Source organism: Rhizobium sp. SRI_017, from assembly GCF_057586295.1.
The window spans coordinates 113,967-140,315 of record NZ_JBYCZP010000013.1 but is presented as its reverse complement, the minus strand read 5'-3'; the positions used below and the strand labels follow the sequence as shown (position 1 = coordinate 140,315).

Below are 26,349 nucleotides of genomic sequence, written 5' to 3'. Positions count from 1 at the left end.
GGCAGACGCCCGGGCGGCGGCCTCAATCAGATCAAAATTTGACCAGTCACAAGGACCGCAAAATGTCTCTGCTGGAATATGTGAAAGTGGGCGGGATGAAAACCGCGTGCCTTTCGAGGCAAGGGTTGGTTCGGGCGATCGCCACCGAAATCGAGACCCACAAAGGCCAAACACCTCCGAAGCTGCTTTTCGATGCGAATGGCCATGCGCTGGCGCTTGCCATCATGGACCGCAGCTATCTCGAGGACATGAACAAGGCGGACATCATCCATGCCGACGGCCAACCGCTGGTCATCGCCTCCCGACTTCTCACCAAGACTCCTATCCCGGAGCGAAGCGCGACGACAGACCTCTTCCACGATGTCGCACGCTCTGCTGCGGCCGACGGCGTGAAGTTCTTCCTCCTCGGCGGCACGGAGGAAGTGAACAAGGCATGCGCCGAAAAGATGCAGCAGATGTATCCGTCGCTCGATATCGCCGGGCGGCGGAACGGCTATTTCGCTCCCGATGACGAAGCGAAGGTTTGCCAGGAGATTAACGAATCCGGCGCCAATGTCATATGGGTCGGCCTTGGCAAGCCGCTTGAGCAGGCTTTCTGCGTCAGGAACCGCGACCGGCTGAACGCTGCCTGGTTGATCACCTGCGGCGGCTGCTTCAACTACGTCACCGGCGCCTATGCCCGCGCACCCGAATGGATGCAGAAGGCGGGCCTCGAATGGGTGCACCGGCTGCTGACCGAGCCCAGGAAACTCGGCTGGCGGTATTTCACCACCACGCCGCTCGCCCTCATCCTGCTGTTTGCTCGCACGAGCAGCAAGGTCTAGGGCCTCGCCCATGAGCCAGAGCCCGGTATCGATTTTCCGAGAGCAAAATCTGCTGCCGGCTCCGGCTTTCGCAGGGCATTCCGTCTGAACGGGATGCCCGGATATCGCCCTGGACGGCCAACAAGCCGCCAGTGCGAGGGAAGACGTGTAAAGGCGTAAGAGGACCATTGAATGGATGCAAGGCAGACCCTGAACCGAGCAGCCGCGGCTGTCCTGACTGTGACCTTGTGCTCTTGCAGCACTCTGCCGCGTTCGGGTCCCACCCATGAATCCATCCTGTCGCAGGCCACTGCGAAATCCACGACACCGGCCAAGCGGCAGGGTGTCGATTATGCGCTGGTCAATCTCACCAAAGACGTCGTTCCGCTGTTTGAGGAAGTCGTGCTGACGTCCTTTGCCAAAGGGTTCGGCTCCCGGAAAAGCTATGCGCCGAATCTGGCGCTCGGCGTGGGCGACACGATCCAGGTGTCGATATTCGAGGCCCAGTCCGGCGGCCTGTTCATCCCCGACGATGCGGGCAGCCGGCCCGGCAACTATGTGAATCTTCCGAACCAGACGGTGGATGCGGGCGGCATGATCCGCATCCCCTATGCCGGCGCGATCAAGGTCGCGGGCCGGCGGGCCTCCGATGTCGAAGTGGATATCGAAAGGAAGCTGGCGAACCGGGCCATCGAACCGCAAGCGGTGGTGACGACCGTCACCAGCCGCTCGAACATGGTGTCGATCCTCGGCGACGTCAACGAACCCGCCCAGCTCGACCTCAATCCGGCCGGTGAGCGCGTGCTCGATCTCGTCGCGCGCGCCGGCGGCATCAATGCGCCAGGCTATGAGACCTATGTCTCCATCGAGCGCGGAAACAAGAAGGCCACCGTGCTCTTCCAGTCGCTGGTCGACGATCCCCAGGAGAACATCTACGTCCGGCCGGGGGATACGATCTATGTAAACCGCGAACGCCGAACCTACCTGGCCTTCGGCGCGTCCGGCCTCAATGGCCGCATCGACTTCGAGGATTCGAATCTGACGCTCGGCGAGGCTTTGGCCAAGGCAGGTGGCCTTCTCGACAACCGCGCCGATCCCTCGCAGGTCTTCCTCTATCGCGAAGTGGACCGTGACATGCTCGCAAGTGCCGGCGTCGATGTGTCGAAGCTTGTCGGCGATCGCATCCCGACCGTGTTCCACGCCAATATGCGTGATCCCACGATCTTTTTCGCAGCCCAGAAATTCCGGATGCAGGACAAGGACGTCATCTACGTCTCGAACGCCAGCACGGTCGAGCTGGCAAAGTTCCTCAGCCTGGTCAACGGGGTTTCGGACACAACGGCCAATGTGCCGGCGAATGCAGTGACGACAAAGAGATCAGTACGGCAGTTGACGAACTGACGGGCCGGCGGGGCAGGGGCACCGCGGCAGCATGGCTGCAGGAATGACACGATCGGTGTGGTCACGGACCACCCAATGAAAGGACGCCCTTCGGATGCTACAATCTTCAACAGAGTTCAGGGAACTTCGCGATGGATTGGCAAGCGAGATCACCAGTCCTATCAACCTCGAGCAAATGCTGGCGATCGTGCGCCGGCAATGGCGTGTCGTCGCTTTCTTTGCGGCGGCGGCGATCTTCGTCGGCCTCGTCTATCTGCTGACGGCCACGCCACGGTTCACCTCCACGGCCGGAATCCTGATCGACGAGAGCAACCAGAAGATCGTCGATCAGCTGTCAGCGATCAGTGGGGTGCTGGAGGACGAAGGGCAGGTTCTGAGCCAGGTCGAACTGCTGAAATCCGAAAAGATCGCGCTCGCGGTCAGCAAGAAGTTGGACCTCGAGAACAACGACCTGTTCGTGAACGGCAAGCCGGGCATCCTGGGTGGCGCCATCCAGGCCGTGCGATCGGCAGTCGATATCCGCAGCTGGTTCGGCTCGGAACCACCCGCAGCCACCGAGACCCAGATACAGCGTGGGATCGTCGAGCAGCTCTCCTATGGCCTGGGCGTCACGCGCGTGGGCCGCTCGTATGTGCTGGAGATAAGCTACACCTCGCCCGATCCCGCTCTCGCCGCGTCGATTGCCAAGGCCTATGCCGAGGCCTATCTGGCCGACCAGCTCGACTCCAAATACGAGGCGACCAAACGTGCCGGTGGGTGGCTCCAGGCACGTATTGCCGAGCTGCGGCAGAAATCGCTCGAAGCTGACATGGCCGTGCAGAAATTCCGTGCAGAAAAGGGGCTCATCGCGACCGACGGGCAACTGATCACCGACCAACAATTGGCGCAGTTGAACACGCAACTCATGGCGGCACGTGCCGAGTCGGCCAATGCAGAGGCCAAGTTCAACAGAATCAAATCGATCCTCGACAGCGGCGACATGGACGCGGCGGTCACCGAGTCCATCGAGAGCGATGTCATATCGGAACTGCGGGCGAAATATCTCGACGCCTCACGCAAGGAGGCCGACATAGCTGGCCGGCTTGGCGCCAAGCATATCCAGGCCGCGCGCTTGCGCTCGTCGATGGGCGAGTACAAGCGGTTGATGTTCGAGGAGCTGAGCCGCATCGCGCAGAGCTATCGCAGCACCAATCAGGTGGCTCTGACCCGACAGACATCGCTGGAGCAGCAGGTCGCTGCGGCCATGGGAATCAGTGCGACAGCCAATGACGCGCAGGTCCAGTTGCGCGAGCTGGAACGTGAATCCGAGACCTACAAGAACCTCTACCAGACCTTCCTGCAGCGCTATCAGGAAACCATCCAGCAGCAGTCGTTTCCGATTACTGAAGCCCGCATCATCACAAATCCGGCCATTGCCGAGAAGCCCAGTTCGCCGAAAAAGCCTGTCGTTCTCGCGGTTGCCTGCCTTGCCGGCATGCTGCTCGGCGCCGGGGTCGGCGGTCTGCGAGAATTCCGGGAGCGCTTCTATCGGACGGGCGACCAGATCTCCGAGAGCCTGGGGCTGGAATTCCTCGGCTCGGTGCCGCTCATCAGCACCACACTGCCTTTGAAAGCCGATCCGCTCGGCACCACTGCGCGATCGGTGGCCAAGGTCAACTCCATGTCGAGCTATGTACTCGAACATCCGATGTCAGCCTTCGCGGAAACATTGCGCAGCGCCAAAATGGCCGTCGACATCTCGACACCGGGCGGCAAGGGCAAGGTTATCGGCATGGTTTCGGTCTTGCCGGGTGAGGGCAAGTCCTCGATTTCGATCAATCTGGCCCAGCAGCTGGCCAAGAGCGCGCGTGTGCTGCTGATTGACGCAGACCTGCGCAATCGCGGGGTCACCCTGCAGCTCGGCCGCCATGCGGAGCGCGGGATCGTCGAAGCGCTCGAAGGCGGCGCGTCCATGTCCGACGTCCTGCTGTTCGATCGCGGAAGCGGTATGGCCTTCCTTCCGGCCACGATCCGACGCCGGATTCCATATTCGTCGGAGCTGCTGACCTCGGACGCGATGGCGCGCCTGCTGTCGGCGGCGGTGACCGAATTCGACTACGTCATCCTCGATCTGCCGCCGATCGTGCCGCTTGTGGATTCACGCGCCGTGGCGGCCCTGGTCGATTCCTATCTGCTGGTCGTCGAGTGGGGCAAGACCGCGCGTGGCCTGGTGAAGCGAACTGTGCAGCACAATCCCGCTATCACCGAGCGCTGTGCGGGCGTGATCCTCAACAAGGTCGATGCGCAGAAGATGAAGTTCTATCGCCAGTCGGACTCGTCGGAATTCTATCACGCCCGCTACGCGTCCTACTTCCCGGACTGACGGGGGGACGGGCGATCAACCGTATTCGAAGCTGCGCAGGCCGGTCAGAAAGGCGAGTTTTCCGAGGGACCTGACCAGGCGGCAATAGTAGGTGACACGCTTATTTGGAGAAAAGGCAAAGACGGCAAGAAGCCCGAAATTGGCTGCGATGGCCGCCAGAGCAGACGGAAGTGCAAGCAGGCGCCCGTGCCGGCCGTACTTCCAGCGAAGTTGAACGAGCATGTTCGAGTTGCCGATGCGGAACGCCCGCCTGGTGATCCAGCCGAGAGTGGTCCGGTTCAGGGGAATGTCGTCCCAGACCACGGCCGATCTCGACCATGCAAAGCGATGACCGGAGGCCTTCAATCGCATGAAGGCATCCACGTCCTCACCGCCCGATCGGTTGAAGAGCGGGTCGAAAAGATTGGAATCGGAATGCGCGAAGGCAGATTTATGCAGCAGCAGATTGCAGGTTCCCCAGACCATGTCGACGGTGCCATCGGGCATGTCGTCCGACACGAAGAGCGGGCAATGTGCTGCCCAGCCGGGCGCGCCGGGCGCGAAGACGGGAAGGTTCGGGCCGCCGACAATGCCGGCACCCGTGGCCTTCTGCATCGCGACGAGGTCGTCGATCCACGTCTCGGTCGGCCACTCGTCGTCGTCGATCATGGCCACATAGTCGAGGGTATCGTCCTTTCGGGCGTGAGCGATCATCGCATTGCGGACGCTCGTGAGGCCGCGTTCCGGCACCGGAATGGCCTCGATCGGGAAACGATAGGACGCGGCGAGATCCTGCACCACGGCCAGGCCGGCGCCGCCGGCGCCCTCATTGTCTGCGACCAGAACCTTGATATCGGCGTCAGGATTCATCGCGGCTATCGCAGTCAGCAGGCGTCGCAATCCGTCAGGTCGGCGGAAGGTCGGGATCGCGATCAACACGCGCGCGGGCATGCCCCGATCACTATTTCCCTGCGTTCCAATCTCGGGCATTTCCATGTCTAATCCTGCTGAAAGGAATTGCTTTTCAATGGTTTGCGGCCTCGCGAAGGGCGCAGTCCGGCTTCGTTCGATGGATCGTTCATACAGCATCCTTTCGCAGTGCAACAGAAACTCCGTGGCAATTCCGGGGCATGTCGGTGTCATCGATGCCGGCGCCACGGCTGAATGGAGTGTCGGCCTGGAGGTGTCTTCATGACGCTTTACGGCGACGAGCGGGCCGCACGCTTTGTGCCGGCACCGACCAGGCTGGGGACCGCGGATGCTGCGGCGCCCGGGCATAGCCGCGCGCTCGCCGAAGGCTATCGCGCCGATATTGACGGGCTGCGGGCGCTGGCAGTTGCCGTCGTCGTCATCTTCCACGCTGGCGTCAGCCCGCTCCGCGGCGGGTTCATCGGCGTCGATATCTTCTTCGTCATCTCCGGCTACCTGATCACCCGCCAGATCGCCGCCGAGATGGAGGCCGGCACGTTCAGCATTGTGGGCTTTTACGAGCGGCGCGTGCGCCGCATCGCGCCGGCTTTGCTGTTTGCCATTGCTGCAACGCTTGCGGCCGCAGCCTTCGTGCTCTTCCCTGTGGAGCTCGCGACATCGGGCATGACGGCAATCGCCTCGATCCTGTCGGTTGCCAATCTCTATCTCTTGACTTCGGCCGGTTACTTCGCCGCTGACGCGGGCTCCCAGCCGCTGATCCATATGTGGTCGCTGGGGGTCGAGGAGCAGTTCTACCTGTTCTTCCCGCTCCTGCTGATCGCCTTCGGTCGTCGAAGCCGATCGGCGGCGCGCTGGGCGACGGTGGTGACGGCACTGGCCAGTCTCGTCCTGTGCATCGTCATCACGCGATATGATCGCGACTTTGCCTATTATTTTCCGCTGACACGGGCATGGGAGCTGCTCGCGGGCGCCGCGCTGGTCTTTGTCGCCTTTCCCCAGATGCCGGCATGGATGCGGAATGCAGCTGCGGCGGGCGCGCTTCTGCTGATCGCGGCCAGCGCCTACAAGTTCTATCCGCAAATGGCTTTCCCGGGCTTCTATGCGCTGGCTCCGGTGCTTGCGACCGTCGTGTTGATCGCGGTGGGCAGCCAGGGTGGAAGCGCGGTGACGTCAGGGCTGTCCGCGCCCCCCCTGGTCTGGCTCGGCCAGATATCCTACTCGCTCTATCTCGTGCATTGGCCGATCCTGGTCCTCTATCGCATGGCGCGGGGTGTGCCGATCAGCGCGATCGAGGCCTGGGCGCTGGTCGCGGCGAGTGTCGCCGCAGCCTATTTTTCGTGGCGATTTGTCGAGCGGCCGTTCCGCGAGAAGAGGCTTCTTGCCACGCGCAGCACGTTGTTCGCCGGCACAGGAGTGGCGGCCGCGGCGCTCATTCTGGCTGCAACGCTGCTGTCCTTCGCCCCGCTCCGCGCAGAGAACAATGCCGACAGGCTGGCCAGTTTCCTCGGCTATGACGACACCGATGTCTACCGCAAAGGCCGCTGCTTCCTGTTCGGTCATCAGGACCGTGTTTCGGACTTCAAAGTCGCTGAATGCCTGCAGTCGGTTCCGGGCAGGCCGAACATCCTGCTCGTCGGCGACAGCCATGCGGCCCATCTGTGGAGTGGGCTGAAAGCGGAATTTCCGCAGGCAAATGTGATGCAGGCCACGTCGACCGGCTGCAAACCCGTGCTGGGCGGCAAAGGCGAGAAGACCTGCACGGATCTGGTCGACATGGCGCTCGGCTCGTTCCTGCAGTCAAATCGACCCGATGTCGTCATTCTCTCGGCCAGGTGGACCGAGGCCGACATCCCTGACGTCGAGCGCACGCTGAAGGCGCTAGCCGGCAGGGCAGGGCAGGTCGTGGTCCTCGGCCCGATCGTCGAATATGCCATGCCGCTGCCGCGGCTGCTGGCACAGGTTGCTGATGGTCGCGACTCCTCCCTGCTGGTTCATGCGCGCCTCGCCGATCAGGCGATAACTGACCGCGATCTCGGCGCCGCTGTCCGGGCGTCCGGCGCTGACTACGCATCGGCCTATCGCCTCCTATGCGCCGGCAACGCCACTGCCTGCCAAACCACGGTGAACGAGGCCCCCGTCCAATGGGATTACGGACATCTGACCGTCCAGGGCTCGCAACTTCTCGCCCGAAATCTCCGGGAGAGCGGCGTGCTGGACCTGCGCGCGGAGAGCACCGATCAGCCGGTGACTGAGGGGCAGAGTCAATGACCGACACCGGTATCGCAGTGCCCGGATTAGGAAGACTTGCCGGCTTGCAGCGCTATGCTCTGGCAGTCTTCGCGCCGGCATCGACGTCGGCGGCGCATTTGGTCGTGCAGCTCCTGTTGCTGGCCACACTTACGCCGGCGGAGTTCGGTGCTTTTGCCTTCCTGATGATCGTGGTGCAGTTCGGCTTCGGCCTATCCAATGCCCTTGTGTCGACGCCCTATACGGTCGAGGTGAGCAGCCATGCCCAACCGCGCCAGGACATGCGTGCCATGTTCCTTGCCGCCAATGCTGTGTTCGCTCTCGGATTCGGGCTGTGCGTCTATTTCGTCGGCTCCATGGTTGGAAATGGCGGCTGGATCCCGCTGTTCTCGATCTACGCCGTGTTCGCCATGCTGCGCTGGTTCGGGCGCGCCCATAACTATGCCATGCTGCGGCCCGCCGCTTCAGGCATCTCCGATATCGTCTACGCCGTAACTCTGGTGATTGCAGTTGCGGTGCTGGCATGGGGCGAAAAGCTCGACATGGAGTCCGTGGCATTTGCCTTTGTCGTCGCAACTCTGCTCGCCTGCCTTTGCCTCGGCGGTGATTTCCTCGCTCGTCAGCTTGGCCTCCGAGGGTTTGCGCAACTGGCCGCGTATCGGCCTGTATGGAGGGATCAGTCACGCTGGACACTGCTCGGCGTCGTCACGACGGAATCCACCGGCAATATTCATTCTTACTTCGTGACGCTGCTGGCCGGCCCGGCCGCCTTCGCCCCCATAGGCGCGGCTGCGCTGTTCGTCCGGCCGGTTCTCCTGTCGGTGTCTTCGCTCTCGCAGCTCGAGATCCCGATTCTGGGCCGTGCGATCGCCAGCGGCGATATCGAGAAAGCAGAGGCGACGCGCCGGCGCTTCCTGAATGCTCTGTTGGCCATTTGGGTTGCAACCTCAGGACTCGCCTATGCGGTGATCGCCTTCGCTCCGTCCGTCATCTTCAAGCCGGACTACGCGCTTGATGAAGTCGAGCTCGCGGTCGTGCTTTTCCTGGTCATCAGCCTGTTTCAGGTCTGGCAGGGGCCGAACAGTGCTCTGCTTCAGGCTGCCAGGCTTTTCAAGGATCTGTCGAAGGCGAGCGTCGCGTCCTGCGCGTTCTCGATAACAGGGGTGCTGATCGCACTCGCCCTTCTGCCGCCGGTCTACTCACTTGCCGGCATCGCCATTGGCCAGCTGGTGATGGCGGCTCTGCTGGCCCGGCTGTCACGGTCAGCTTTCCCCATGGAATCAAGGAATGGAGATCGGATTGGCTGAAAATCTGAAAAGCAAAGCCAAGGCGCTCGTCAAACCCGCTTACATGTCGGGCCTCGCCGCATGGACGACGCTGCGGATGGCTTTCCTCAAGCCGGGTATGCGGCATGCCCTGCCGCATCGGCTCGTCGTTTCGCTCACCTCCTATCCGAAGCGGTTCGATGTCCTGCACCTGACCATCAAATCGATCCTGGCCCAGGACATGGCGGCCGATGTCGTGGTCCTGTGGGTCGCGCATGACGATATCAGGAAGCTGCCCCACAATGTGCGAGAGCTGGAGGAGCGCGGCCTGACGATCCGGGCGACTGACGACCTTCGGTCCTACAAGAAAATCATTCCCGCGCTCGTCGAGTATGCTGATGCAATCATCGTCACCGCCGACGACGATGTCTATTATCCCCGCCACTGGCTGCGGACTTTCTGCGAAGCCTACAGGCCCGGGGAGCGCGAGGTCCTTTGCTATCGCGCCCATCGCATCGCCTTCGACGAGCAGGGCATTGCGCCCTATGCCGACTGGACGTTCGAGATATCGGATACGAAGCCATCGTCCGATGTCTTCTTTACCGGCGTCGGGGGCGTCTTCTATCCGCCGGGCATATTCCATGACGATGTGGCCAACCGCGCCCGCCTCATGGAGCTCTGCCCGAGCACAGACGATGTCTGGCTGAACTGGATGGTCCGCCTCGGCGGCGCCAAGATCCGCAAGGTCGGCCCCAAGCTGCGCTTTCACGAATGGGGCGGCTCGCAGGCGGTGGCGCTTCAGAACACCAACCGCTTCGGCACGTCGGGAAACGACCAGCAGCTCGCCAACATCATCCGCGCCTATGGCTATGCGGGGGTACGGCCATGACGATGAAGAGCCAGGCCTACTCCGCCGTAAGATGGACGACCGCGGTCACCGTCGGGCGTGTCGTGCTGCAGACCGTGCAGCTCATCGTGTTGGCCCGGCTGATCTCGCCGCAGGATTTCGGCCTTATGGCGATGATCCTGACCGTGACGGCCTTCATCCAGCTCTTCGCCGATCTCGGCGTGTCCAACTCGATCATCCATGCCCGGGAGATCTCGCGCGAGGTCCTGTCGACGCTATACTGGCTGAACGTCGTTGTCGGTGCATTGCTGTCGGGCGCGATCTGGGCGGTGAGCCCATGGATTGCGCGCTTCTACGGCGAGCCGGATCTGGCGGCACCTCTCGCCCTTGCCGGCCTGTCGTTTCTGCTGCTGGCACTCGGGCAGCAGATCAAGGTTTTGGCGGAAAAGCGGCTGGCGTTCCGGCCCGTCGCGATTGTTGAGATTATCGCGGCCCTTGCCAGCACGATTGCTGCCGTTGCAGCGGCGATGCACGGTGCGGGTGTCTATTCGCTGGTCATCGGGGTTCTGGTTCTGGCGGGTGGTAACAGCCTTCTCTACTGGCTATTCGCTAGGGATGGCTGGTTGCCAGGCCTGCAGCTCCGCTTTGTCGAAGCTAAGCCCCATCTGCAGGCAGGCCTCTATCTCCTGGGCACCAGCCTCGCCAACACCGCAACGCTGCAGGCCGACGTCATCCTTGTCGGCCGGCTGCTGGGCAGTACGGCGCTCGGGTTCTATACCGTACCGCGCGAGCTCTGCCTCAAGGTCATGTTCGCGACCAATCCGATCGTCACTCGCGTCGGAACGCCCCTGATCGCGCAGGCGCAGGGCGATCCAGGACTGCTTCGTCGGGTCTATCTCTCGACGATCCGCATGACGTCGTCGGTCAATTTCCCGATCTACGGTGCCATCGCGGCCTATCGTCACGAAGTCACCGAGGTTGTTTTCGGCCCGGCATGGAGCGCCTCCGCGGACTTGCTTGGACTGATGGCCGTTTGGGGCATGTTCCGGGCGCTCGGCAATCCCGTGGGCAGCTTGCTTTATGGCACCGGCCACGCGCGCCTCGCCCTCATGCAGAGCGTAGCCGTCACGCTTCTCATCATTCCGGCGGTGCTGGCGGGCTCGCATTGGGGGCATCTCGGCGTTGCTGCCGCGCTCACGCTGTTTTACATCGCCTTCGCCTTCGGCGTCTGGTTCTTCGTGGTCAAGCCGATCACGCAGGCGGGCATCTGGGTCTACACCGAACAATGGGCGACCCCGCTTCTGGTCACGCTTCTCGCCTGCGTCCTCTCCCTCGCAAGTGTGCACGAGTTCTCCTCGACGCTTCTGCGCCTGGCGGTCGGCCTGCCGGTCGGCGCGATCGCCTATCTCGGCTTCAGTTGGCTGATCAATCGGAAATGGTGCCTGGCAATGTGGGGCCTCGTCGGCCTGAGGCAGGCGTGAATGAACGTGCCCGACCTCGATCTGGACATAAGGAAAACCGCTATGAATTCACCTCTCTTCACCATCGTTGTGCCGGTTTTCAATCGTGCGCATCTGATCGAGAGAACGTTGCATTCCGTCCTCGCGCAGACCTGCCAGGACTTCGAGATCGTCGTCGTCGATGACGGTTCGAAGGACGATATCGAGGCCGCGATCGGCAGGATCGGCGATCCACGCGTGCGCCTGATCCGTCAGGAGAATGGGGGAGGCGGTGCTGCCAGGAACAACGGCATCGAGAACGCGATCGGCCAATACATCGCCTTTCTCGACTCCGACGATCTCTTCATGCCCGACAAGCTCTCGCGTTACACCCGAGAGTTTCCATTGTCTGAGAATACGGTCCTCTACTCCTCGATGAATGTCGACCGCGGCGTGGAGAAATACTGGATCAGGCCTGAGCGCCCGATCAGCGAAGGCGAAGATGTCGGCGAATATCTCTTCTGCGCCAACCAGCTTATCCAGACGTCGACGCTCGTCGTGCCCGCGCCGCTTGCCAAGCAGGTGAAATTCGATCCGACGCTCAGACGCGGGCAGGACCTCGATTTCTGCATCCGCCTGCAGCGGGCAGGGGCAGTGTTCAAGATGGTCAACGAGCCCCTGACGATCTGGTTCGACGATACCGAGGCGGGACGGACGTCCTATGTCAAGGGCTACGAGACATCGCTGAACTGGCTCTACCGCGCCGAACCCATCCTGACCGAAAAAGCCAGGATCGGCTATCGTGCAACGGTGCTCGCCTACCATATGGGGCCGGTCAAGCCGCTGGTGGCGCTGCGCGATCTGTTCAATGGCTGGATGTATGGCGGTGTGTCCACCCGTGTCACGGCCCGGCAGATACTGCGGGCTTTTCTGCCTAGATCCTTCTATCGCTCGATGGTAAACAGCTTCGTGTCGAAGTTCGGACGTTGATCCTGGGAGTGATTTCTTGGAACTGGGACCGATCTCGGAAAAGACATTTGAAGGTTACGGAAAGGGCCGTCTCGCGACGGCGCCGATATTTTCCGTGATCATTCCCGTCTACAACAGGGCCGACCTGCTCAAGCGGGCGGTTGGGTCTGTGCTTCGCCAGGATTTTGCCGATTTCGAAGTGATCGTCATCGACGACGGCTCCGTCGATGACATCAAAAGCATCGTCGTCGGCTTTTCCGATATCCGCCTCCGCTATGTCAGGCAGGCGAACCGGGGCGCCAGTGCGGCCCGCAATGCGGGGATCGATCGGGCGCGGGGAGAATATGTCGCTTTTCTCGACTCGGATGACGTCTATCTCCCGCATCATCTGGCCACCATGCATGCCCTCTTGCAGAGCGCACCCGATGCGGTCGGCTACTGCCCGATCATCGCGACCCGCGGAAAGAACGGCAATTTCATCAAGCCTCCGCGTGCGATTGGCCGCGACGAGAATATGGCGACCTATCTCATGTGCGACCGGGGATTTGTCCAGACGAGCGGCGTCTGCCTATCGCGCCAGATCGCCGGGCGAGTCCGCTACCGGGATGATGCGAAATTCGGCGACGATACCGATTTTGCCATACGGCTACAGCTCGCAGGGTGCACCTTCGTCATGGCTGAAGCGCCCGGCGTGCTCTGGTCCGACGATCTCGATCACGATCGTCTGTCGGACATCAGACAGCCGATCGGCGACCTGCAATGGCTTGACGACCTGCGCCCGCACATTCCAGCTCGCGCATACCATGGCTACAGGGGTTGGCATCAGGCCAAAGGACTGATGCAGGCGGAGCCGCTTCGCGCGATGGGTCTCTATCTGAAGGCGGCCTGTCAGGGATCCTATTCCCCTCGCTTCGCCATGGTCGTGCTGCTGCAGGTCGTGGTGCCGAACCACAGATATCGTCAGCTTTCGGATGTCTGGATCCGTTGGCGCACCCGGAAGCGGGAAAGCCGCGGGGTGAAACTGACCGACATTCCAGGCGACCGGGTGCCCGACCGCCCAGGTCCGTCTGTCGCGAAATCATCGTATCGCATCCGGTGAAGAGTCACCGGGCCGCCCAGGATATCCAGTTCGCCAAGCCATGGTGGATGGCGAACCTGGGCCAATGCGGTCTTCCGACGACGAGAGCGCACTCTTCGCGCAGAAGCTCAACTAACCGCTATGGGTCGGCAAAGCGTCCAGCTGGGCCGATGTCATGACGGCGCGCTGGCCCGGCATGAAGGCGTCGGCTTGCTCCGCTGTCAGTCCGCCGAGCGCAACAGTGCTCAATCCGGTGATGGCGCTGGTGCTGAGCGCGATGATGTGCTCGACCGAGAAGGTGGCGAGGTCGTCGGCGCCAAAGGCCGCAGCCTGGGTGGCGGTCAACGCGCCGGCCTGCTCGACCGACAGCGCCGAAATCTGCGTGGAGTTCATCGCCAGGATCTGGCCATAGGTGAGCGCCGATACCTGGTCGGTCGTCAACGCGGCCACCTCGGTGCTGGACAGTGCGCCCATGATCGAGGTCGAGAGACCCTTGATCGAGGTCGAGCTGATGGAGGAGAGCTCCTGGGCTGTGAAGGTCAGCATATGCGAGGTCGTCAAGCCGGACACGCCCGACAGGCTGAGTGCCGCCAGCTGCGCGACCGAGAGGGCGTCGACCTGCTCGGTCGTCAGCGCACCAACCTGGGTGCTGGTCAGACCCGAGACGCCCGCCGTGCCGAAGGCCGCGATTTCGGTCGTCGTGAGCGAGGTGATGAAGCTCGTCGGCAGGCCCTTGATCGCACTGGAACCGATCGCACGAAGATCCTCGATCGAGAATGTGTCGAGCGCATCGCTGGAGAGATTGGCCAGTGCATCCGAAGCGAGGCCGGCAATCTGCAGCGAGGACAGTGCCTCCACCTGCTCGAGAGTCAGGCGACCCGCCTGTGTGGCGCCGAGACCCATTAAACCGGCGACGCTTAGCGCCGACATCTGGAACGGAGCGAGTGCGCTGACGCCGAGCGTGCCGAGCGCCGCCACCTGGCTGGAACTGAAAGCGAAGACCTGGTTGGCGGACAGGGCCTCGATCTGGTCGGCATTGAGCGCTCCGACCTGGCCAGCGCTCAGGCCCGAGATCGCGGACGCACTCAGCGCCGCGACCTGGCTCGCGGAGAAGGCCGCGACCGCCGATGTCGAGAGCCCGCTGATGGCGCCGGAATTGATCGCAGCAATATCTGATGTCGAAAAGGTTGCGAGCCCGGCCGCACTGATCTTGGCAAGCTGTGCCGCGCTGAATGCGCCAACCTGGGCGCTGGTCAGCGCCTCGACCTGATAGGTGTTGAGCGCTCCGATCTGGTCGATCGTCATGCCCGAGACGCCCAATGTGCTCAGCGCCGAGACCTGGGCATCGGAGAGCGACGCAATGGTATCGGTCGAGAGGCCGGTGATGGCGCGCGAGCTGATCGCAGACATATCTGCGGTCGAGAAGAGATCAAGATCACTCGTGTCGAGCATCGAGATCTGCCGCGAATTCAATGCACTGACCTGGACGGCGGTAAATGCCTCGACCTGGGAGCCGTTGAGCGTTGCGATATGATCGGTGGAAAGGCCGGCAACCGCGTTGACGCTGAGCGCCGCGATCTGCTGCGGCGAGAAGACCGATATTCCAGCCGTGCTGAGCATCGAGATCTGCTTCGAGCCGAGTGCCGCGACCTGGGTGGTGGTCAGCCCGTCGAGTTGCGCCGTGCTGAGCACGGCCATCTGGTCGGTCGTCAGGCCCGACACGGCAGAAGCGCTCAGTGCCGCAATCTGTGTCGGGGAAAGGGCGGCCAACGTTGCGGTGGGCAGGCCTGAAATGGCGGTCGAACTGATCGCAGCGAGATCGGCCAGGGTGAGCGCGTCGAGACCGCTGATGCCGAGGATGCCCAGCTGTGTCGAACTCATCGCACCGATCTGCGCGATCGTCAGCGCCTCGACCTGATGGCTGCTCATCGCGCCAATCTGCGCCGTGCTGAGGCCTGCGATGCTCGCTGGATTTAGCGCGGCAACCTGGCCCGCGGACAGCGCCGCAATATCGTCATTGCCAAGTGCCGAGAGCTGCCGTGATCCGAGCGCGCCGATCTGGGCGGTCGTCAGCGCCTCGACCTGGCCGATCGTCAGCGCCGCCACCTGGTCGGTGGTCAGCCCGGCGACCGCACCGGTGCCCAGCGTTGCGATCTGGCTTGCCGTCAGCGACCCGAGGGTGGCGGGCGAGAGACCGGAAATGGCATCGGAGCTGATCGCGCCGACTTCAGCCGCCGTGAAGACGTTGAGATCTTCGATACCGAAGGTCGCGACCTGCCGGGAGGTGAAGGCGGCGATCTGCGAGCTGGTGAGGGCCTGGACCTGGTCGGTATTGAGCGCGTTCAGCTGATCATTGGAAAGGCCGGAGATGCCGGCAACACTGACGGCCGCGACCTGCGTCGACGAGAATGCGGCAATGCCGGTCACGCCCAGGGCGCTTATCTGCGCCGAGCTCAAGGCGCGAACCTGCGATGTGGTCAGGGCCTGCAGTTGATCGGTCGTGAGCGCCGCGATTTGCCGGGTGAAGAGGGCACTGATCGCCGTGGGGCTGAGCGCTGCGGCCTGCGCCGTGGTGAGCGCGGCGATCGTCGCGGTCGACAGGCCGGTCACGGCGTTCGCATTGATCGAGCCGACTTCCTTGGCCGAGAATGTCGCAATGTCGTCGGCGCCGAAGGCAGCGATCTGCGTCGAGCTCAGGGCAGCGATCTGCGTGCTGGTGAGGGCCTCCGCCTGGCTCGGGCTGAGGGCTGTGATCTGCCGGGTGGAAAGTCCGCTGATCCCGGATGTGCTGAGAGCCCCGATCTGGGCCGTCGACAGCGCTGCGATCGTGTCGGTGGAGAGGCCGCCGATGGCCGTTGCGCCAATCGCGCTGATTTCTCTCGTCGAGAATGCGGCAATGTCCTCGGGCCGGAGCACCGAAAGCTGGTTCGAGCTCAGCACCGCGATCTGCGACGTAGTCATCGAGTCGACTTGCGCGGCATTCAGCGCCGAGATCTGAACTGTCGACATCGCCGAAATGGCCGCCGAACTAAGGGCGGCAACCTGCGCCGTCGTGAGCGCTGCAATCGCATTGACCGAGAGGCCGGCAATCGCGCTGGAGGTCAGCGCGGCGATGTCCTTGGTCGAAAAGCCTGCGATATGAGCGGGATCCAGTGCGGCCACCTGCTCGGATTGAAGCGCGCCGATCTGCAGATTTGTCAGGGCTTCGGACTGTGCCGTATTGAGCACCGCGAGCTGCTGCGAGGTGAGCCCTTCGATCGCCGCGACGTTCAGCCAGGAGAACTGGTCGGGCGTCATCGCTGCTATCTGGTCGGTTCTGAGTGCCGCAATCTGCGTCGAGGAGAGCGCGATGAGCTGCTTGCTGGAGAGAGCGCCGATCTGGTCGGTGGTCATGGCCGCGAGCTGCTCGGTGGCCAGGCCGGCGACGCCGCCGCCGCCAAGCGCGCCAATCTGCCCCCGCGACAGCGCCGCGACATCCTCAGTGCGCAAGGCCGAGACCTGTGCAGAGGTGAGTGCGGCCATCTGGCCCGTCGTCAATGCTGCGACCTGGGTCGCGCTGAGCTGTTCGATCTGGTCGACGCTCAGGCCGCGAATCGCCGTCGTGGTTACGTTGGTAAGCTGATCCAGCGAGAGTACGGCAACGTCGTCCGACAGGGACAGAATCTGCGCGGCACTGAGGGCCTTGATTTGGGCCGTGGACAGGAGCCCCACCTGGCTGGACGTCAGGGCGTGCACCTGGTCGGTCCTGAGGCTGGCCACAGTGGCCGTGGTCAGGGCGGCGATCTGCTCGGCGGTCAGCGATGCGATGGTTTCTTCGCTCAGACCCGCCATGGACCTGCTCGAGATCGAAGCGATCTGCGCAGTCGACAATGCTGCCAAGTCCTCGGCCGAAAGTGCGCTGACCTGCACCGAGCCGAAGCCGCTGAGTTGGGTCGTGGAGAGTGCGGCGAGCTGCGGGGTCGAGAACGCCTCGACCTGGCTGGCGGTCAGGGCCGTGAGCACGCTTTTGGTCAAGGCCGAGATCTGGGTGAGCGAAAGGCCTGCAATCGCCTGATCGCTCAAGCCAGGAATGGCCTTGCCGCTGATCGAGGCGATGTCCGCCGTGGAGAAGGTGGCGATATCATCCGCGCCAAGAATTTCGAACTGCGAGGATGTCAGATAGCGGACCTGGGTCGACGAAAAGGCCTCGATCTGAGCTGTGCTCAGAATGTCGATCTGGGCCGTCGTCAGGCCCGCGATTCCGCCGGTGCCGATCGCGGCGATCTGCGCGGTGGTGAAAGCGCCGATAAAGCTCGGTTCGATGCTGCCGATCTGAAATGAGCGGAGCGAGGCGATCTGCGCCGTCGTCATTGCGGCAACCTGGTCGGACGACAGGGCTGCGAGTGCGGTCGTGCTGAGACCTGGTATCGCCCGGCTGTTGAGCAGCGCGATCTCCTCCGTCGAGAAGGCAGCCAGGCCTTCCGCGCTTAAGGCGCCGATCTGCGCTGAGGTGAGGCTCTTGATCTGAAGCGACGAAAGTGCGTCGACCTGTGCGACGGACAGTGCGCCGACCTGCGTGGAGGTGAGCCCGACGATGGCGGCGGTGCTGAGAGCAGCAATCTGCGCGGTCGAGAGTACTGCGATCGAGTCCGAGCTCAATCCCCCGAGCGCCTTGACGCTGAGCATCGCGAACTGCGCAGCCGTCAACGCCGTGATCCCGTCGGCTCCAAGGGCGGAAATCTGGGCCGACGTCAGCAGCTTGACCTGCGACGTCGTCAGTGCCGCGAGCTGATTGTCGTCTAGCGCGCGGACCTGCACCGCGGACAGGCTCGACACCGTGCTCGCACTCATCGAAGCGATCTGATCGGTTGTGAGCGATGCGATGGCGGTGCTGGTCAGGCCGACCGTTGCCTTGCTGGTAAGTGCTGCGATGTCGGCGGTGGAGAACGTCGCCAACTGGTCGGTTGCCAAGGCGTTCAGCTGTTTGGAGGTCAGCGCGGCGACCTGCTTGGACGAGAGCGCCTCGGCCTGCTCGGTGGTGAGTTCGGCGATCTGGGCAGGTTTCAGTGCAGCGACCTGAGCGGCGGTCAGCGCGCCAATCTGTGCGGTCGTAAGCGCAGCGAGCGCGTCGGTCGTCATGCCCGTAATCGCGGCGACGTTGATTGCGGCAATGTTCTGGGTCGAGAAGGTCGAGACCATGTCGGGGTCGAGCGCGCCGATCTGCGTGGCGGTCATCGACCGAACCTGTGTCGACGTCATGGCGCTCAGCTGTTGAGAGGTGAGGCTGCCGATCTGCACCGTCGTCAGGCCCGGGATCGTCGCGGCGGCGAGCGCTGCGATCTGGGACGACGAGAGTGATGCAACAATGCCCGCGTCCAAGCCTGCCACGGCCGTCGACGTGATGGCAGCAAGCTCCGCCGTCGAGAAGGTGTTGATGTCGTCGATCTCGAGCGCCGAGATCTGGACCGATGTCATCGCCTTGACCTGCACCGCAGTCAGCGCCTCCATCTGCGCGCTGTTCAGGCTCGCAATCTGGTCGGTGCTGAGGCTCGCGATAGCGCGCGTGCTAAGCGCGGCAATCTGGCTGGGCGTTAGGCTGGAAAGATTTTCGGTAGACAATGCAACGACCTGCGCGCTTTCAAGCGCCGCGATCTGCATGGTCGAAAGCGCACCGATCTGATCGGTGGAGAGCTGCGAGATCGCGCCTGTGCTCAGGCCCTTCATCGCCTTGGTGTTTATGGCTGCAATGTCTTCGAGCGAGAAGGCCGCAAGATCCTCGGCACCGAGGGCATGGACCTGCTGGGAGGTGAGCGCCTTAACCTGGGCGGAGGACAGCGCCTCGACCTGCGACGAATCAAGCGCCCCAATTTGCGCCGTCGTGAGTGAGCCGACCGCGCTGGTGCTCAGGGCGGCGATCTGGCCGACCGAGAGCGTGGCAATGGTCGTCGTGCTCAGGCCGGAAATGGCCTTCTGAGACAGTGCCGCGATATCCTCGGCCGAGAAGACGGCGATGTCGTCGGCTCCGAGAGCCGACACCTGGGCGGCGCTGAGGGCCTTGAGCTGGATGGAGGTGAAGGCCTCGATCTGATCGGTATCGAGCGCTCCGATCTGCGTCGAAGTCAGGCCGGTGATCGCGCTGCTGCTGAGGACTGCGATCTGCCCTTCGGTGAGCGCGGCGACCTGGCCGGTGCTCATCACGGCGATCTGTGCCGGCTTGAGCGCGGCGACCTGGACGGTCGGCAGCGCCGCGATCTGGTCGGTGGAGAGCGCCCGGATCTGAGCCGAGCTGAGGCCGGCAATCGCTGCCGTGTTAAGGGCGCCGATCTGGTCATCGGAGAGACCCGAGAGAGCGCTGACGCTCAACCCTTTGATCGCCTTGTAGGAGATGGCCGCCATGTCTTCAGTTGCAAAGGTCGCAATATCGGCGTCGTCCAATGCTGCCAACTGTGCTGAGCTGAGCGCCCCGACCTGTGTACGCGTGAGCGCTTCCGACTGTGTTGTCGTCAACGCCCGGATCTGCACCGTGCTGAAGCCGGAAACCTGAACGGAGGTGAAGCTCTGGATGGCGTGGCGATCAAGAACGCTCAGCTGATCGAGCGATAGGCCGACAATGGCGCGTTGCGAAATGGAACCAAGCTGGCGCGAACTGAGGACCTCGATGTCCTCGGTATCGAGCGCCGCGACCTGCATCGACGAAAGTGCGTTCACTTGTAGCGTGGTCAGCGACGCAACATCTTCCGTCGTCCAGCGCCCCACTTCGGCGGGCGTGAGCAATCTGATTTGATTAGGTCTTAAGTTTGAAACAATCGAGGTCATACGGCAAATTCCGAAGAAGCAATTCAGTGAAAGACTCGAAACCGAGCTTGGTGACTTGCCAGCCAGCGGGCGCCAAATGACGCTTCGGACGGGCGAAAATACATTCCGGCAGGCGGACGTTAGGCGGACGAGCTTGCCCGAAGCTGCAGAGTTGGTGCAGCGGCGTTCAATACAGTCCTGAGATGTAGCAAGGCCTCCGGCGAGGTTGCCCACTGACAGACCGGCTCGAAATAATCGCTAGATAATCATCATTGACACTTGACAGAATTTGAAACTTCAACAAACTTAACTCACAAGTAAAGAAATCGCTGAGGGCGGTTCAAACGGCTGGGAGAGGTCAATGCTGCAGGAGCGCATTGAAGGGAAGTGGCTTGCCTGCTTCCGACGGGTTTTCACGCTCAACGGTATCGGCCGCGGCACGCGGGTGGCGATCGTTTCGGAGACGCAGTCACGTCCGGTTCTGGTCCAGCTTTCGGACCTCGCCTGCCACGATCTCGGTGCTGATTACTGCATGATCACGATGCCGACGCCGCGCCAGACTGCGCCGGTGCCGGTGAAATCGACGGGCACGTCGCTGGCCATCCAGGGCAATCGCGCCGCGATCGAGGCGATGAAGCAATGCGAGATCATCGTCGACTGCACGGTCGAGGGCATGATCCACGCCGCCGAATGGCCGGAGATCGAGGAGTCCGGCGCCCGCATCCTCGTCGTCTGCAACGAGCATCCCGAGATCCTCGAGCGCTGCGAGCCGACGGCCGAGCTTGGCCCCAAGGTGGCGCTCGGCATCCAGTTGCTGCGCGAAGCCAAGGAAATGCGGGTGACCTCGGCCGCCGGCACGGATCTTGTGATCGACCTGACCGATGCGCCCTGCGGCGGCACGCCAGGTTTCGGCACCACGCCGGGTGCGGTCGCACACTGGCCGGGTGGTCTCTGCCTGGCCTTCCCCGGTCCCAACACCGTCAATGGCCGCATCGTCATGGATGTCGGTGACATGAACCTCACCTTCAAGAGCTACCTGACTGGTCGTATCGACTTCACCGTCGAGAACGATTTTGTACGTGACATCAAGGGTGACGGTTTGGATGCCGAACTCTTCCGGGAATATATGGAAGCCTGGGAAGACCCGCTCGCCTACGGCTTCTCCCATGTCGGCTGGGGCATGAACCCGGCTGCCCGATGGGTCTCCGGTGCGCTCTACGACAAGCGCGACATGCAGGCCGTCGAGTTCCGCGCCTGGGCCGGCAACTTCCTCTGGTCCACCGGCGCCAACCAATATGCCGGCCGCTTCACCCAGGGTCATTTCGACCTGCCGATGCGCAAATGTACGATCGCGCTTGATGGCCGGGTGGTGGTGAAGGAAGGCCGCCTCCAGGGCGATCTCGTGCTCTGACAGATTGATGAAGGACCAATCATGAGCGAACCCGCAGACTATTACGATCTCTCCCGCATCCGGCCCGAAGTGCTCGATGTGCTTACCCGCATCAACGAGCTCGGCCGTGAGCGTTTCGCGCCACGCGCCAAGGGGATCGACGACGAGGCATCCTTCCCGGTCGAGAACTACAAGGACCTGGCGGCGGAGGGTTTCCTCACCCTGACGGTTCCGAAGCAGTTCGGCGGCCACGGCTTCAGCCTAGGCGAATATGCGATGGTCGGCGCCGAGATCGGCAAATATTGCGGCGCCACCGCGCTGACCTTCAACATGCACAATTCCTCGATGATGTGGTCGCGGTTCATGTATGAGCTGCCGACCCTGACCGAAGCGGACAAGGCCGCCTTCGCGCCGCTGCGCGAGCGCCAGTTCCGCCGGGCCGTCAAGGAGCAGGGCATCTATTCGCAGCCGATCTCCGAGGCCGGGCAGAACTGGACCTCGAAGCCGGCCCAGACATCCTGCCGCAAGGTCGATGGCGGCTGGAAGATCAACGGCTTCAAGAAGTTCGCCTCGCTGGCCGGCTATTGCGACTACTATTCCATCGTCTGCACCGAGCATTTCGAGGGCATCGAGCCGCGCCACGAGGATACGATGATCTTCGTCGTCCACAAGGATGCGCCGGGCCTGACCGTGACTGGCAGCTGGGACCCGCTCGGCATGCGCGGCACCAACAGCCGCGACCTCGTGCTCAAGGATGTCTTCGTCACCGAGGACGACCTGATGATGCCGCGCGGCATCTTCATCAAGACCCTGCCGCACTGGCCGCACATGATGGCGACGCTGTCGCCGACCTATATGGGCGTGGCGCAGGGCGCCTTCGATTTCACCTGTGCCTATCTGCGCGGCGAAGTGCTCGGCCAGCCGCCGGCTGACCGCCGTATGTTCGGCACCAAGCGCATCACGGTCGGCAAGATGTACACCCAGCTCGCCGCCATGCGGGCGCTGTGGTGGCAGGCCTTCATGGAGGCGCAGGGCATGCCGTCGAAGGCGCAGGTCATGCGCATGTATGCGGCCCAGTACAATGTCATGGAAGGCGTGCAGGAAATCGCGGCGCTCGCCATCCGCACCTGCGGCGGCCAGTCGATGCTGAAATCGCTGCCGCTCGAACGCATGTACCGCGACAGCCGCTGCGGCGCGCTGATGCTGCCCTACACATCCGAGATCATGGAGGATTACCTCTCCGTGCTGACACTCTACGACATGGACGAGCTCGACAAGGCGCCGGGCGACGAGGGCGGCGCACGCTCCTCGTTGTGGCGCGGCGATGCGGGAACGCTGAAGGGGCTGCGCTAGAGATATGGTGGAGGAGCGGGTCCAGGTCAGCGGGCATTCGACGGCGGATCCTGCCGCCGTCTGGGCCCTTGCCGGCGATTTCTGCGCGGCCTGGCATCCGGCCATCGCGGAGATTCGGGCCGAGCGGGATGGGCGTGGGGCGCTGATCCGGGCTTTTACCGCGAAGGATGACGATAGGCTCTATCGCGAGCAGTTGGTCTATCGCTCGGATAGTGATCGGGTACTCGTCTACACGCATCTCGAGGGCATTGTCGGGGTGGAGAGTTATGTGGCTCGGCTCGCAGTATCGGCCGACGATAGTGGTGGCAGCCGGATCGATTGGTCGGCGGAACTGCGAGCTGATGAGACACGTGCTTCGGCGATTGCGGCGGGGACCAGAGCGATTTTCGAGATGGGGATCGCTGTGCTTGCTCGTGTCGATGAACACTCCGCGCCAATTCCAAAGGACAGAGCTGTCGCGGGTGAGGCGATACCCCCCTCTGTCCTGCCGGACATCTCCCCCTCAAGGGGGGAGATTCGATGGGGCACGGCTTCGCCACCATCCAACGTCGAATATTCGGCATCCGACGCTGGTTCGGGGCAGCGCAAGGGCGTCTCGCGAATCTCCCTCCTTGAGGGGGAGATGCCCGGCAGGGCAGAGGGGGGTACTCGCAACCTCAGCAGTGCGACTGTAAGCATCCTGATCGACGGTAACCCGCCGCTGGCGCTGACCGTCACCCCGCCCGAGCCCGGTCCGCTCATCCTCTTCCTCCACGGCATCGGCGGTAGCCGGATGAACTGGTTGCCGCAGCTTGCAGCCGTCGCACCGTTTGCGTGTGCCGCCGCCCTCGATCTGCGCGGCTACGGCGAGAGCATGCTTGGATCCTCACAAAGCACGGTCGACGACTATTGCGCCGACATCCTCCGCATCATGGAAACCTTGGGCGCCGGCCGCCTCATCCTCTGCGGCCTTTCCTATGGCTCCTGGATCGCGACATCTTTTGCCATGCGCCATCCCGACAGGCTTGCGGGGCTTGTCCTCTCGGGCGGATGCACGGGGATGTCGGAAGCCGGCGTTGAGGAGCGCGACGCCTTCCGCCAGTCGCGCGAGGTGCCGCTCAACCAAGGCAAGACGCCGGCCGATTTCGCGCCTGCCGTTGTCAATGTGCTGGCGGGTCCGGATGCAGGAGACGACGTCCGCCGGCAGTTGCTCGACTCGATGGCAGCCATTCCAGCGGCGACATACCGGGATGCCCTCAACTGCTTCACCCGCCCATCCGAGCGCTTCGACTTCTCCAAACTCACCATCCCCGTCCTGATGATGACCGGCGAGCACGATCGTCTGGCGCCGCCGGCGGAAATCCGTGGGATCGCCAACCGCATCGCCAAGACAGCGCCGAACGCCTATGTGCGCTTTGAGATCATCGCAGCCGCCGGCCATGTCTGTAATGTCGAACGCCCCGATGCCTATAATACGGTCCTAACCGAATTCCTCTCGGAGGTGATCCCGTGACCGCACTGCCCAAGCGCCAGCAGAACCGTATCCTGCGCGAACAACGCATCCTCGATGCAGCCCTGACCGTCTTCTCCGACAAGGGCTTCGTCGGCGCCTCGATGGATGACATCGCGGCGGAGGCCGGAATAAGCAAGCCGACGCTCTACCAGTATTTCCCCTCCAAGGACGAGCTCTTCACCGCAATGATGAGCCAGGAGCGGGACCACATGCTCGAATCCTTCGAGTATCCCTCCGCTGGGGGCATGGTCGCGGAACTCTACGCCTTCTCCTGGCACTATGCCGAGATCGTGCTCCGCCCAGACATGCTCAATCTCGCCCGGCTGATCATCTCGGAAGCCCAGCGCCTGCCGGAGATCGGCCGCGCCTACCAGTCCTCCGGTCCGGACCGGGTGTTGGCCGGCATGATGAAATATCTCGAAGACCAGCGCGCCGCCGGCCGCCTCGTCTTCGAGGACGCGGAACTGGCAGCCGAGGACCTCTGGGGCCTTATCCTGTCCGCGCCGCGCAACAAGGTGCTGCATATTCCCGATGCGATGCCCGACCGGGCGACGCTGGAACGCTATATCCGCAACGGTCTCCGCGTCTTCCTGCGCGCCTATTCGACCGCGCCGGAGAAGGACCTTGCCAGCCTTTCTTCCCTTCAGCCGCCGACACAATCGCAAACGGAGTGACCATGACTCTCGACGCATACCTCGCCGACCCCTCAAGCCGTTTCGCGACAGTGGCGATGACCGACACGAATGGGCTGCTGCGCGGGCAGATGGTCTCCGTCAAGTCGCTGGCGGGGATTGCCAAGGCCGGCATGGGCATGTCGCCGGTGACCTTCGCGCTCGACCCGACCGATGTCGTGCTCAACATTCCCGGCATTTCCGATGAGGCTTCTGACTTCCACGACGATCCGCTGATCATCGATGCGTCGACGGTTCGGAGACTGCCGTGGTCGAAGCCGGGCTACGATCTGCTGGTGCTGACCAACTATGGTGGCGCAACATCAGAGCTCTGCCCGCGCTCGATGCTATCCAGGGTGCTAGGCCGCGCTGCGGATGCCGGCTTCGTCCCCAAATATGGCATGGAGCTCGAATATACCCTGTTCGACGAGACGCCAGAGAGCGCCCGCGAAAAGGGCTACCGCAATCTCAAGACCGCCACCATGCACAAGAGCCACGACCTCGTGCTCTACCAGGTGCAGCAAACGGAATGGTACGAGGCGCTGGCCGAAATCTGCGAACCGCTGAAGATCAACCTCGCCAAGATGCACGAGGAAATCGGCGGCGGCTTCCTCGAGGCCTGCATCGCGGCCGGGACGGGGCTGGAGCCTGCGGACCAGCTCGTCCTGCTCAAGAATTTCGTCCGCGCGCTGGCGCAGCGGCAGGGCAAATGCGTCACCTTCATGCCGCGCTGGACCGAGGATGCCGACAGCCAGTCGATCCATCTCCATGTCAGCCTCGCCGACAAGGCGGGCAAGGCGGTGTTCCATGACCCCGAAGGCAAGAATGGCGTGTCGCAACGTTTCCGCCACTTCCTCGGCGGGCTGCAGCGCTATATCGGCGACATGACGCTGATCTTCCAGCCGACGGTCAATTCCTACCGTCGCTTCGCGCCCGGAACCTTCGCGCCGCCCGGCCTGACCTGGGGTTTCGAGAACCGCACGACCTGCTTCCGCATCGTCGGCCACGATGCCGGTTCGTTGCGTGTCGAGAACCGGCTGCCGGGCGCCGATACTAATCCGTATCTCACCGTGGCGGCGACGGTTGCGGCCGGCGTCGCGGGCATTGTCGAAGGCATTGAGCCCGAACCCGAAGTGATCGGCAACGGCTATGTCCAGGACAATGCGGGGCCGGATTTCGCCCGCTCCATGCCCGAGGCGATCGAGCGGCTCAACGGCTCGTCCTTTGCCAGGGACTGGCTCGGCGAGCGCTTCGTCGATGCCTTCGTCGCCAGCCGCCAGAGCCAGTACGACGAATTCCGAAAGAAAGTGCCCGACGTAGAACTGCAACGTTTCTTTGACCTGGGGTAG

At 62.9% G+C, this 26,349-nt stretch carries 16 protein-coding genes; 14 read left to right on the top strand and 2 right to left on the bottom strand.

Translation table 11 applies throughout. From position 1 onward, the window contains the following. The first annotated feature begins 62 nt into the window (after positions 1-62). The 3 genes from AC2YI2_RS24830 to AC2YI2_RS24820 all read left to right on the top strand — a co-directional run bounded on the left by AC2YI2_RS24830 (position 63) and on the right by AC2YI2_RS24820 (position 4,566). A complete protein-coding gene (locus tag AC2YI2_RS24830) occupies positions 63-824 on the top strand; it encodes a WecB/TagA/CpsF family glycosyltransferase (RefSeq protein ID WP_487389196.1) in 762 nt (253 codons plus the stop codon). Positions 825-995: 171 nt separating this feature from the next. Then, positions 996-2,204, top strand: a complete 1,209-nt coding sequence (locus tag AC2YI2_RS24825) for a polysaccharide biosynthesis/export family protein (RefSeq protein ID WP_487389195.1) — start codon at positions 996-998, stop codon at positions 2,202-2,204. A 94-nt stretch (positions 2,205-2,298) separates the two neighbouring features. Continuing rightward, entirely contained in the window at positions 2,299-4,566 is a 2,268-nt protein-coding gene (locus AC2YI2_RS24820) for a Wzz/FepE/Etk N-terminal domain-containing protein (protein ID WP_487389194.1), read from the top strand. Positions 4,567-4,581: 15 nt separating this feature from the next. Here the strand turns inward: AC2YI2_RS24820 and AC2YI2_RS24815 are convergent, their stop codons facing one another. Next, positions 4,582-5,541: a glycosyltransferase family 2 protein gene (locus AC2YI2_RS24815; RefSeq protein ID WP_487389193.1), complete on the bottom strand. Its 960-nt coding sequence runs from the start codon at positions 5,539-5,541 to the stop codon at positions 4,582-4,584. Between the two features lie 195 nt (positions 5,542-5,736). Between AC2YI2_RS24815 and AC2YI2_RS24810 the strand changes: the two genes are divergently transcribed. Genes AC2YI2_RS24810 through AC2YI2_RS24785 form a run of 6 tightly spaced genes read left to right on the top strand, consistent with a single transcriptional unit; the run spans position 5,737 to position 13,341 of the window. Further along, complete coding sequence (locus AC2YI2_RS24810; RefSeq protein WP_487389192.1) at positions 5,737-7,743, top strand: acyltransferase family protein; 2,007 nt, start codon at positions 5,737-5,739, stop codon at positions 7,741-7,743. After that, positions 7,740-9,029, top strand: coding sequence for a polysaccharide biosynthesis protein (locus AC2YI2_RS24805; protein WP_487389191.1), 1,290 nt, complete (start codon positions 7,740-7,742; stop codon positions 9,027-9,029). Before AC2YI2_RS24810 ends, AC2YI2_RS24805 begins: the two co-directional genes overlap by 4 nt. Continuing rightward, positions 9,022-9,876 carry a hypothetical protein gene (locus AC2YI2_RS24800; protein WP_487389190.1) on the top strand — a complete coding sequence of 285 codons (855 nt, stop codon included), beginning with the start codon at positions 9,022-9,024 and terminating at the stop codon, positions 9,874-9,876. Before AC2YI2_RS24805 ends, AC2YI2_RS24800 begins: the two co-directional genes overlap by 8 nt. Beyond that, positions 9,873-11,315 carry an MOP flippase family protein gene (locus AC2YI2_RS24795; RefSeq protein WP_487389189.1) on the top strand — a complete coding sequence of 481 codons (1,443 nt, stop codon included), beginning with the start codon at positions 9,873-9,875 and terminating at the stop codon, positions 11,313-11,315. The genes AC2YI2_RS24800 and AC2YI2_RS24795 overlap by 4 nt, the downstream gene beginning before the upstream one ends. A gap of 42 nt (positions 11,316-11,357) precedes the next feature. Continuing rightward, a complete protein-coding gene (locus AC2YI2_RS24790) occupies positions 11,358-12,263 on the top strand; it encodes a glycosyltransferase family 2 protein (RefSeq protein WP_487389188.1) in 906 nt (301 codons plus the stop codon). Between the two features lie 16 nt (positions 12,264-12,279). Then, positions 12,280-13,341 (top strand): glycosyltransferase family 2 protein, encoded by a 1,062-nt coding sequence (locus AC2YI2_RS24785; RefSeq protein WP_487389187.1) that lies wholly within the window; start codon positions 12,280-12,282, stop codon positions 13,339-13,341. A gap of 111 nt (positions 13,342-13,452) precedes the next feature. Here AC2YI2_RS24785 and AC2YI2_RS24780 read toward each other — a convergent pair whose 3' ends face one another. After that, positions 13,453-20,073, bottom strand: coding sequence for a beta strand repeat-containing protein (locus tag AC2YI2_RS24780; RefSeq protein ID WP_487389186.1), 6,621 nt, complete (start codon positions 20,071-20,073; stop codon positions 13,453-13,455). A 382-nt stretch (positions 20,074-20,455) separates the two neighbouring features. Between AC2YI2_RS24780 and AC2YI2_RS24775 the strand changes: the two genes are divergently transcribed. The 5 genes from AC2YI2_RS24775 to AC2YI2_RS24755 are packed head-to-tail and all read left to right on the top strand — an operon-like array spanning position 20,456 to position 26,349. Then, the gene (locus tag AC2YI2_RS24775) at positions 20,456-21,505 is read left to right on the top strand and encodes a 2,5-dihydroxypyridine 5,6-dioxygenase NicX family protein (RefSeq protein ID WP_487389185.1); all 1,050 of its coding nucleotides are present in this window, start codon (positions 20,456-20,458) and stop codon (positions 21,503-21,505) included. Between the two features lie 21 nt (positions 21,506-21,526). Continuing rightward, entirely contained in the window at positions 21,527-22,837 is a 1,311-nt protein-coding gene (locus tag AC2YI2_RS24770; protein ID WP_487389184.1) for an acyl-CoA dehydrogenase family protein, read from the top strand. 4 nt (positions 22,838-22,841) lie between these two features. After that, positions 22,842-24,329, top strand: coding sequence for an alpha/beta fold hydrolase (locus AC2YI2_RS24765; RefSeq protein ID WP_487389183.1), 1,488 nt, complete (start codon positions 22,842-22,844; stop codon positions 24,327-24,329). Continuing rightward, positions 24,326-25,003: a TetR/AcrR family transcriptional regulator gene (locus tag AC2YI2_RS24760; protein ID WP_487389182.1), complete on the top strand. Its 678-nt coding sequence runs from the start codon at positions 24,326-24,328 to the stop codon at positions 25,001-25,003. The genes AC2YI2_RS24765 and AC2YI2_RS24760 overlap by 4 nt, the downstream gene beginning before the upstream one ends. Before the next feature lie 2 nt (positions 25,004-25,005). Continuing rightward, the gene (locus AC2YI2_RS24755) at positions 25,006-26,349 is read left to right on the top strand and encodes a glutamine synthetase family protein (RefSeq protein WP_487389181.1); all 1,344 of its coding nucleotides are present in this window, start codon (positions 25,006-25,008) and stop codon (positions 26,347-26,349) included.

Excerpts from the sequence above, each read along its gene's own strand:
- AC2YI2_RS24805 (WP_487389191.1), top strand. The coding sequence starts at position 7,740 with ATGACCGACACCGGTATCGCAGTGCCCGGATTAGGAAGACTTGCCGGC.
- AC2YI2_RS24765 (WP_487389183.1), top strand. The coding sequence starts at position 22,842 with ATGGTGGAGGAGCGGGTCCAGGTCAGCGGGCATTCGACGGCGGATCCT.
- AC2YI2_RS24790 (WP_487389188.1), top strand. The coding sequence starts at position 11,358 with ATGAATTCACCTCTCTTCACCATCGTTGTGCCGGTTTTCAATCGTGCG.
- AC2YI2_RS24755 (WP_487389181.1), top strand. The coding sequence starts at position 25,006 with ATGACTCTCGACGCATACCTCGCCGACCCCTCAAGCCGTTTCGCGACA.
- AC2YI2_RS24830 (WP_487389196.1), top strand. The coding sequence starts at position 63 with ATGTCTCTGCTGGAATATGTGAAAGTGGGCGGGATGAAAACCGCGTGC.
- AC2YI2_RS24795 (WP_487389189.1), top strand. The coding sequence starts at position 9,873 with ATGACGATGAAGAGCCAGGCCTACTCCGCCGTAAGATGGACGACCGCG.
- AC2YI2_RS24820 (WP_487389194.1), top strand. The coding sequence starts at position 2,299 with ATGCTACAATCTTCAACAGAGTTCAGGGAACTTCGCGATGGATTGGCA.
- AC2YI2_RS24815 (WP_487389193.1), bottom strand. The coding sequence starts at position 5,541 with ATGGAAATGCCCGAGATTGGAACGCAGGGAAATAGTGATCGGGGCATG.
- AC2YI2_RS24775 (WP_487389185.1), top strand. The coding sequence starts at position 20,456 with ATGCTGCAGGAGCGCATTGAAGGGAAGTGGCTTGCCTGCTTCCGACGG.
- AC2YI2_RS24825 (WP_487389195.1), top strand. The coding sequence starts at position 996 with ATGGATGCAAGGCAGACCCTGAACCGAGCAGCCGCGGCTGTCCTGACT.
- AC2YI2_RS24810 (WP_487389192.1), top strand. The coding sequence starts at position 5,737 with ATGACGCTTTACGGCGACGAGCGGGCCGCACGCTTTGTGCCGGCACCG.
- AC2YI2_RS24770 (WP_487389184.1), top strand. The coding sequence starts at position 21,527 with ATGAGCGAACCCGCAGACTATTACGATCTCTCCCGCATCCGGCCCGAA.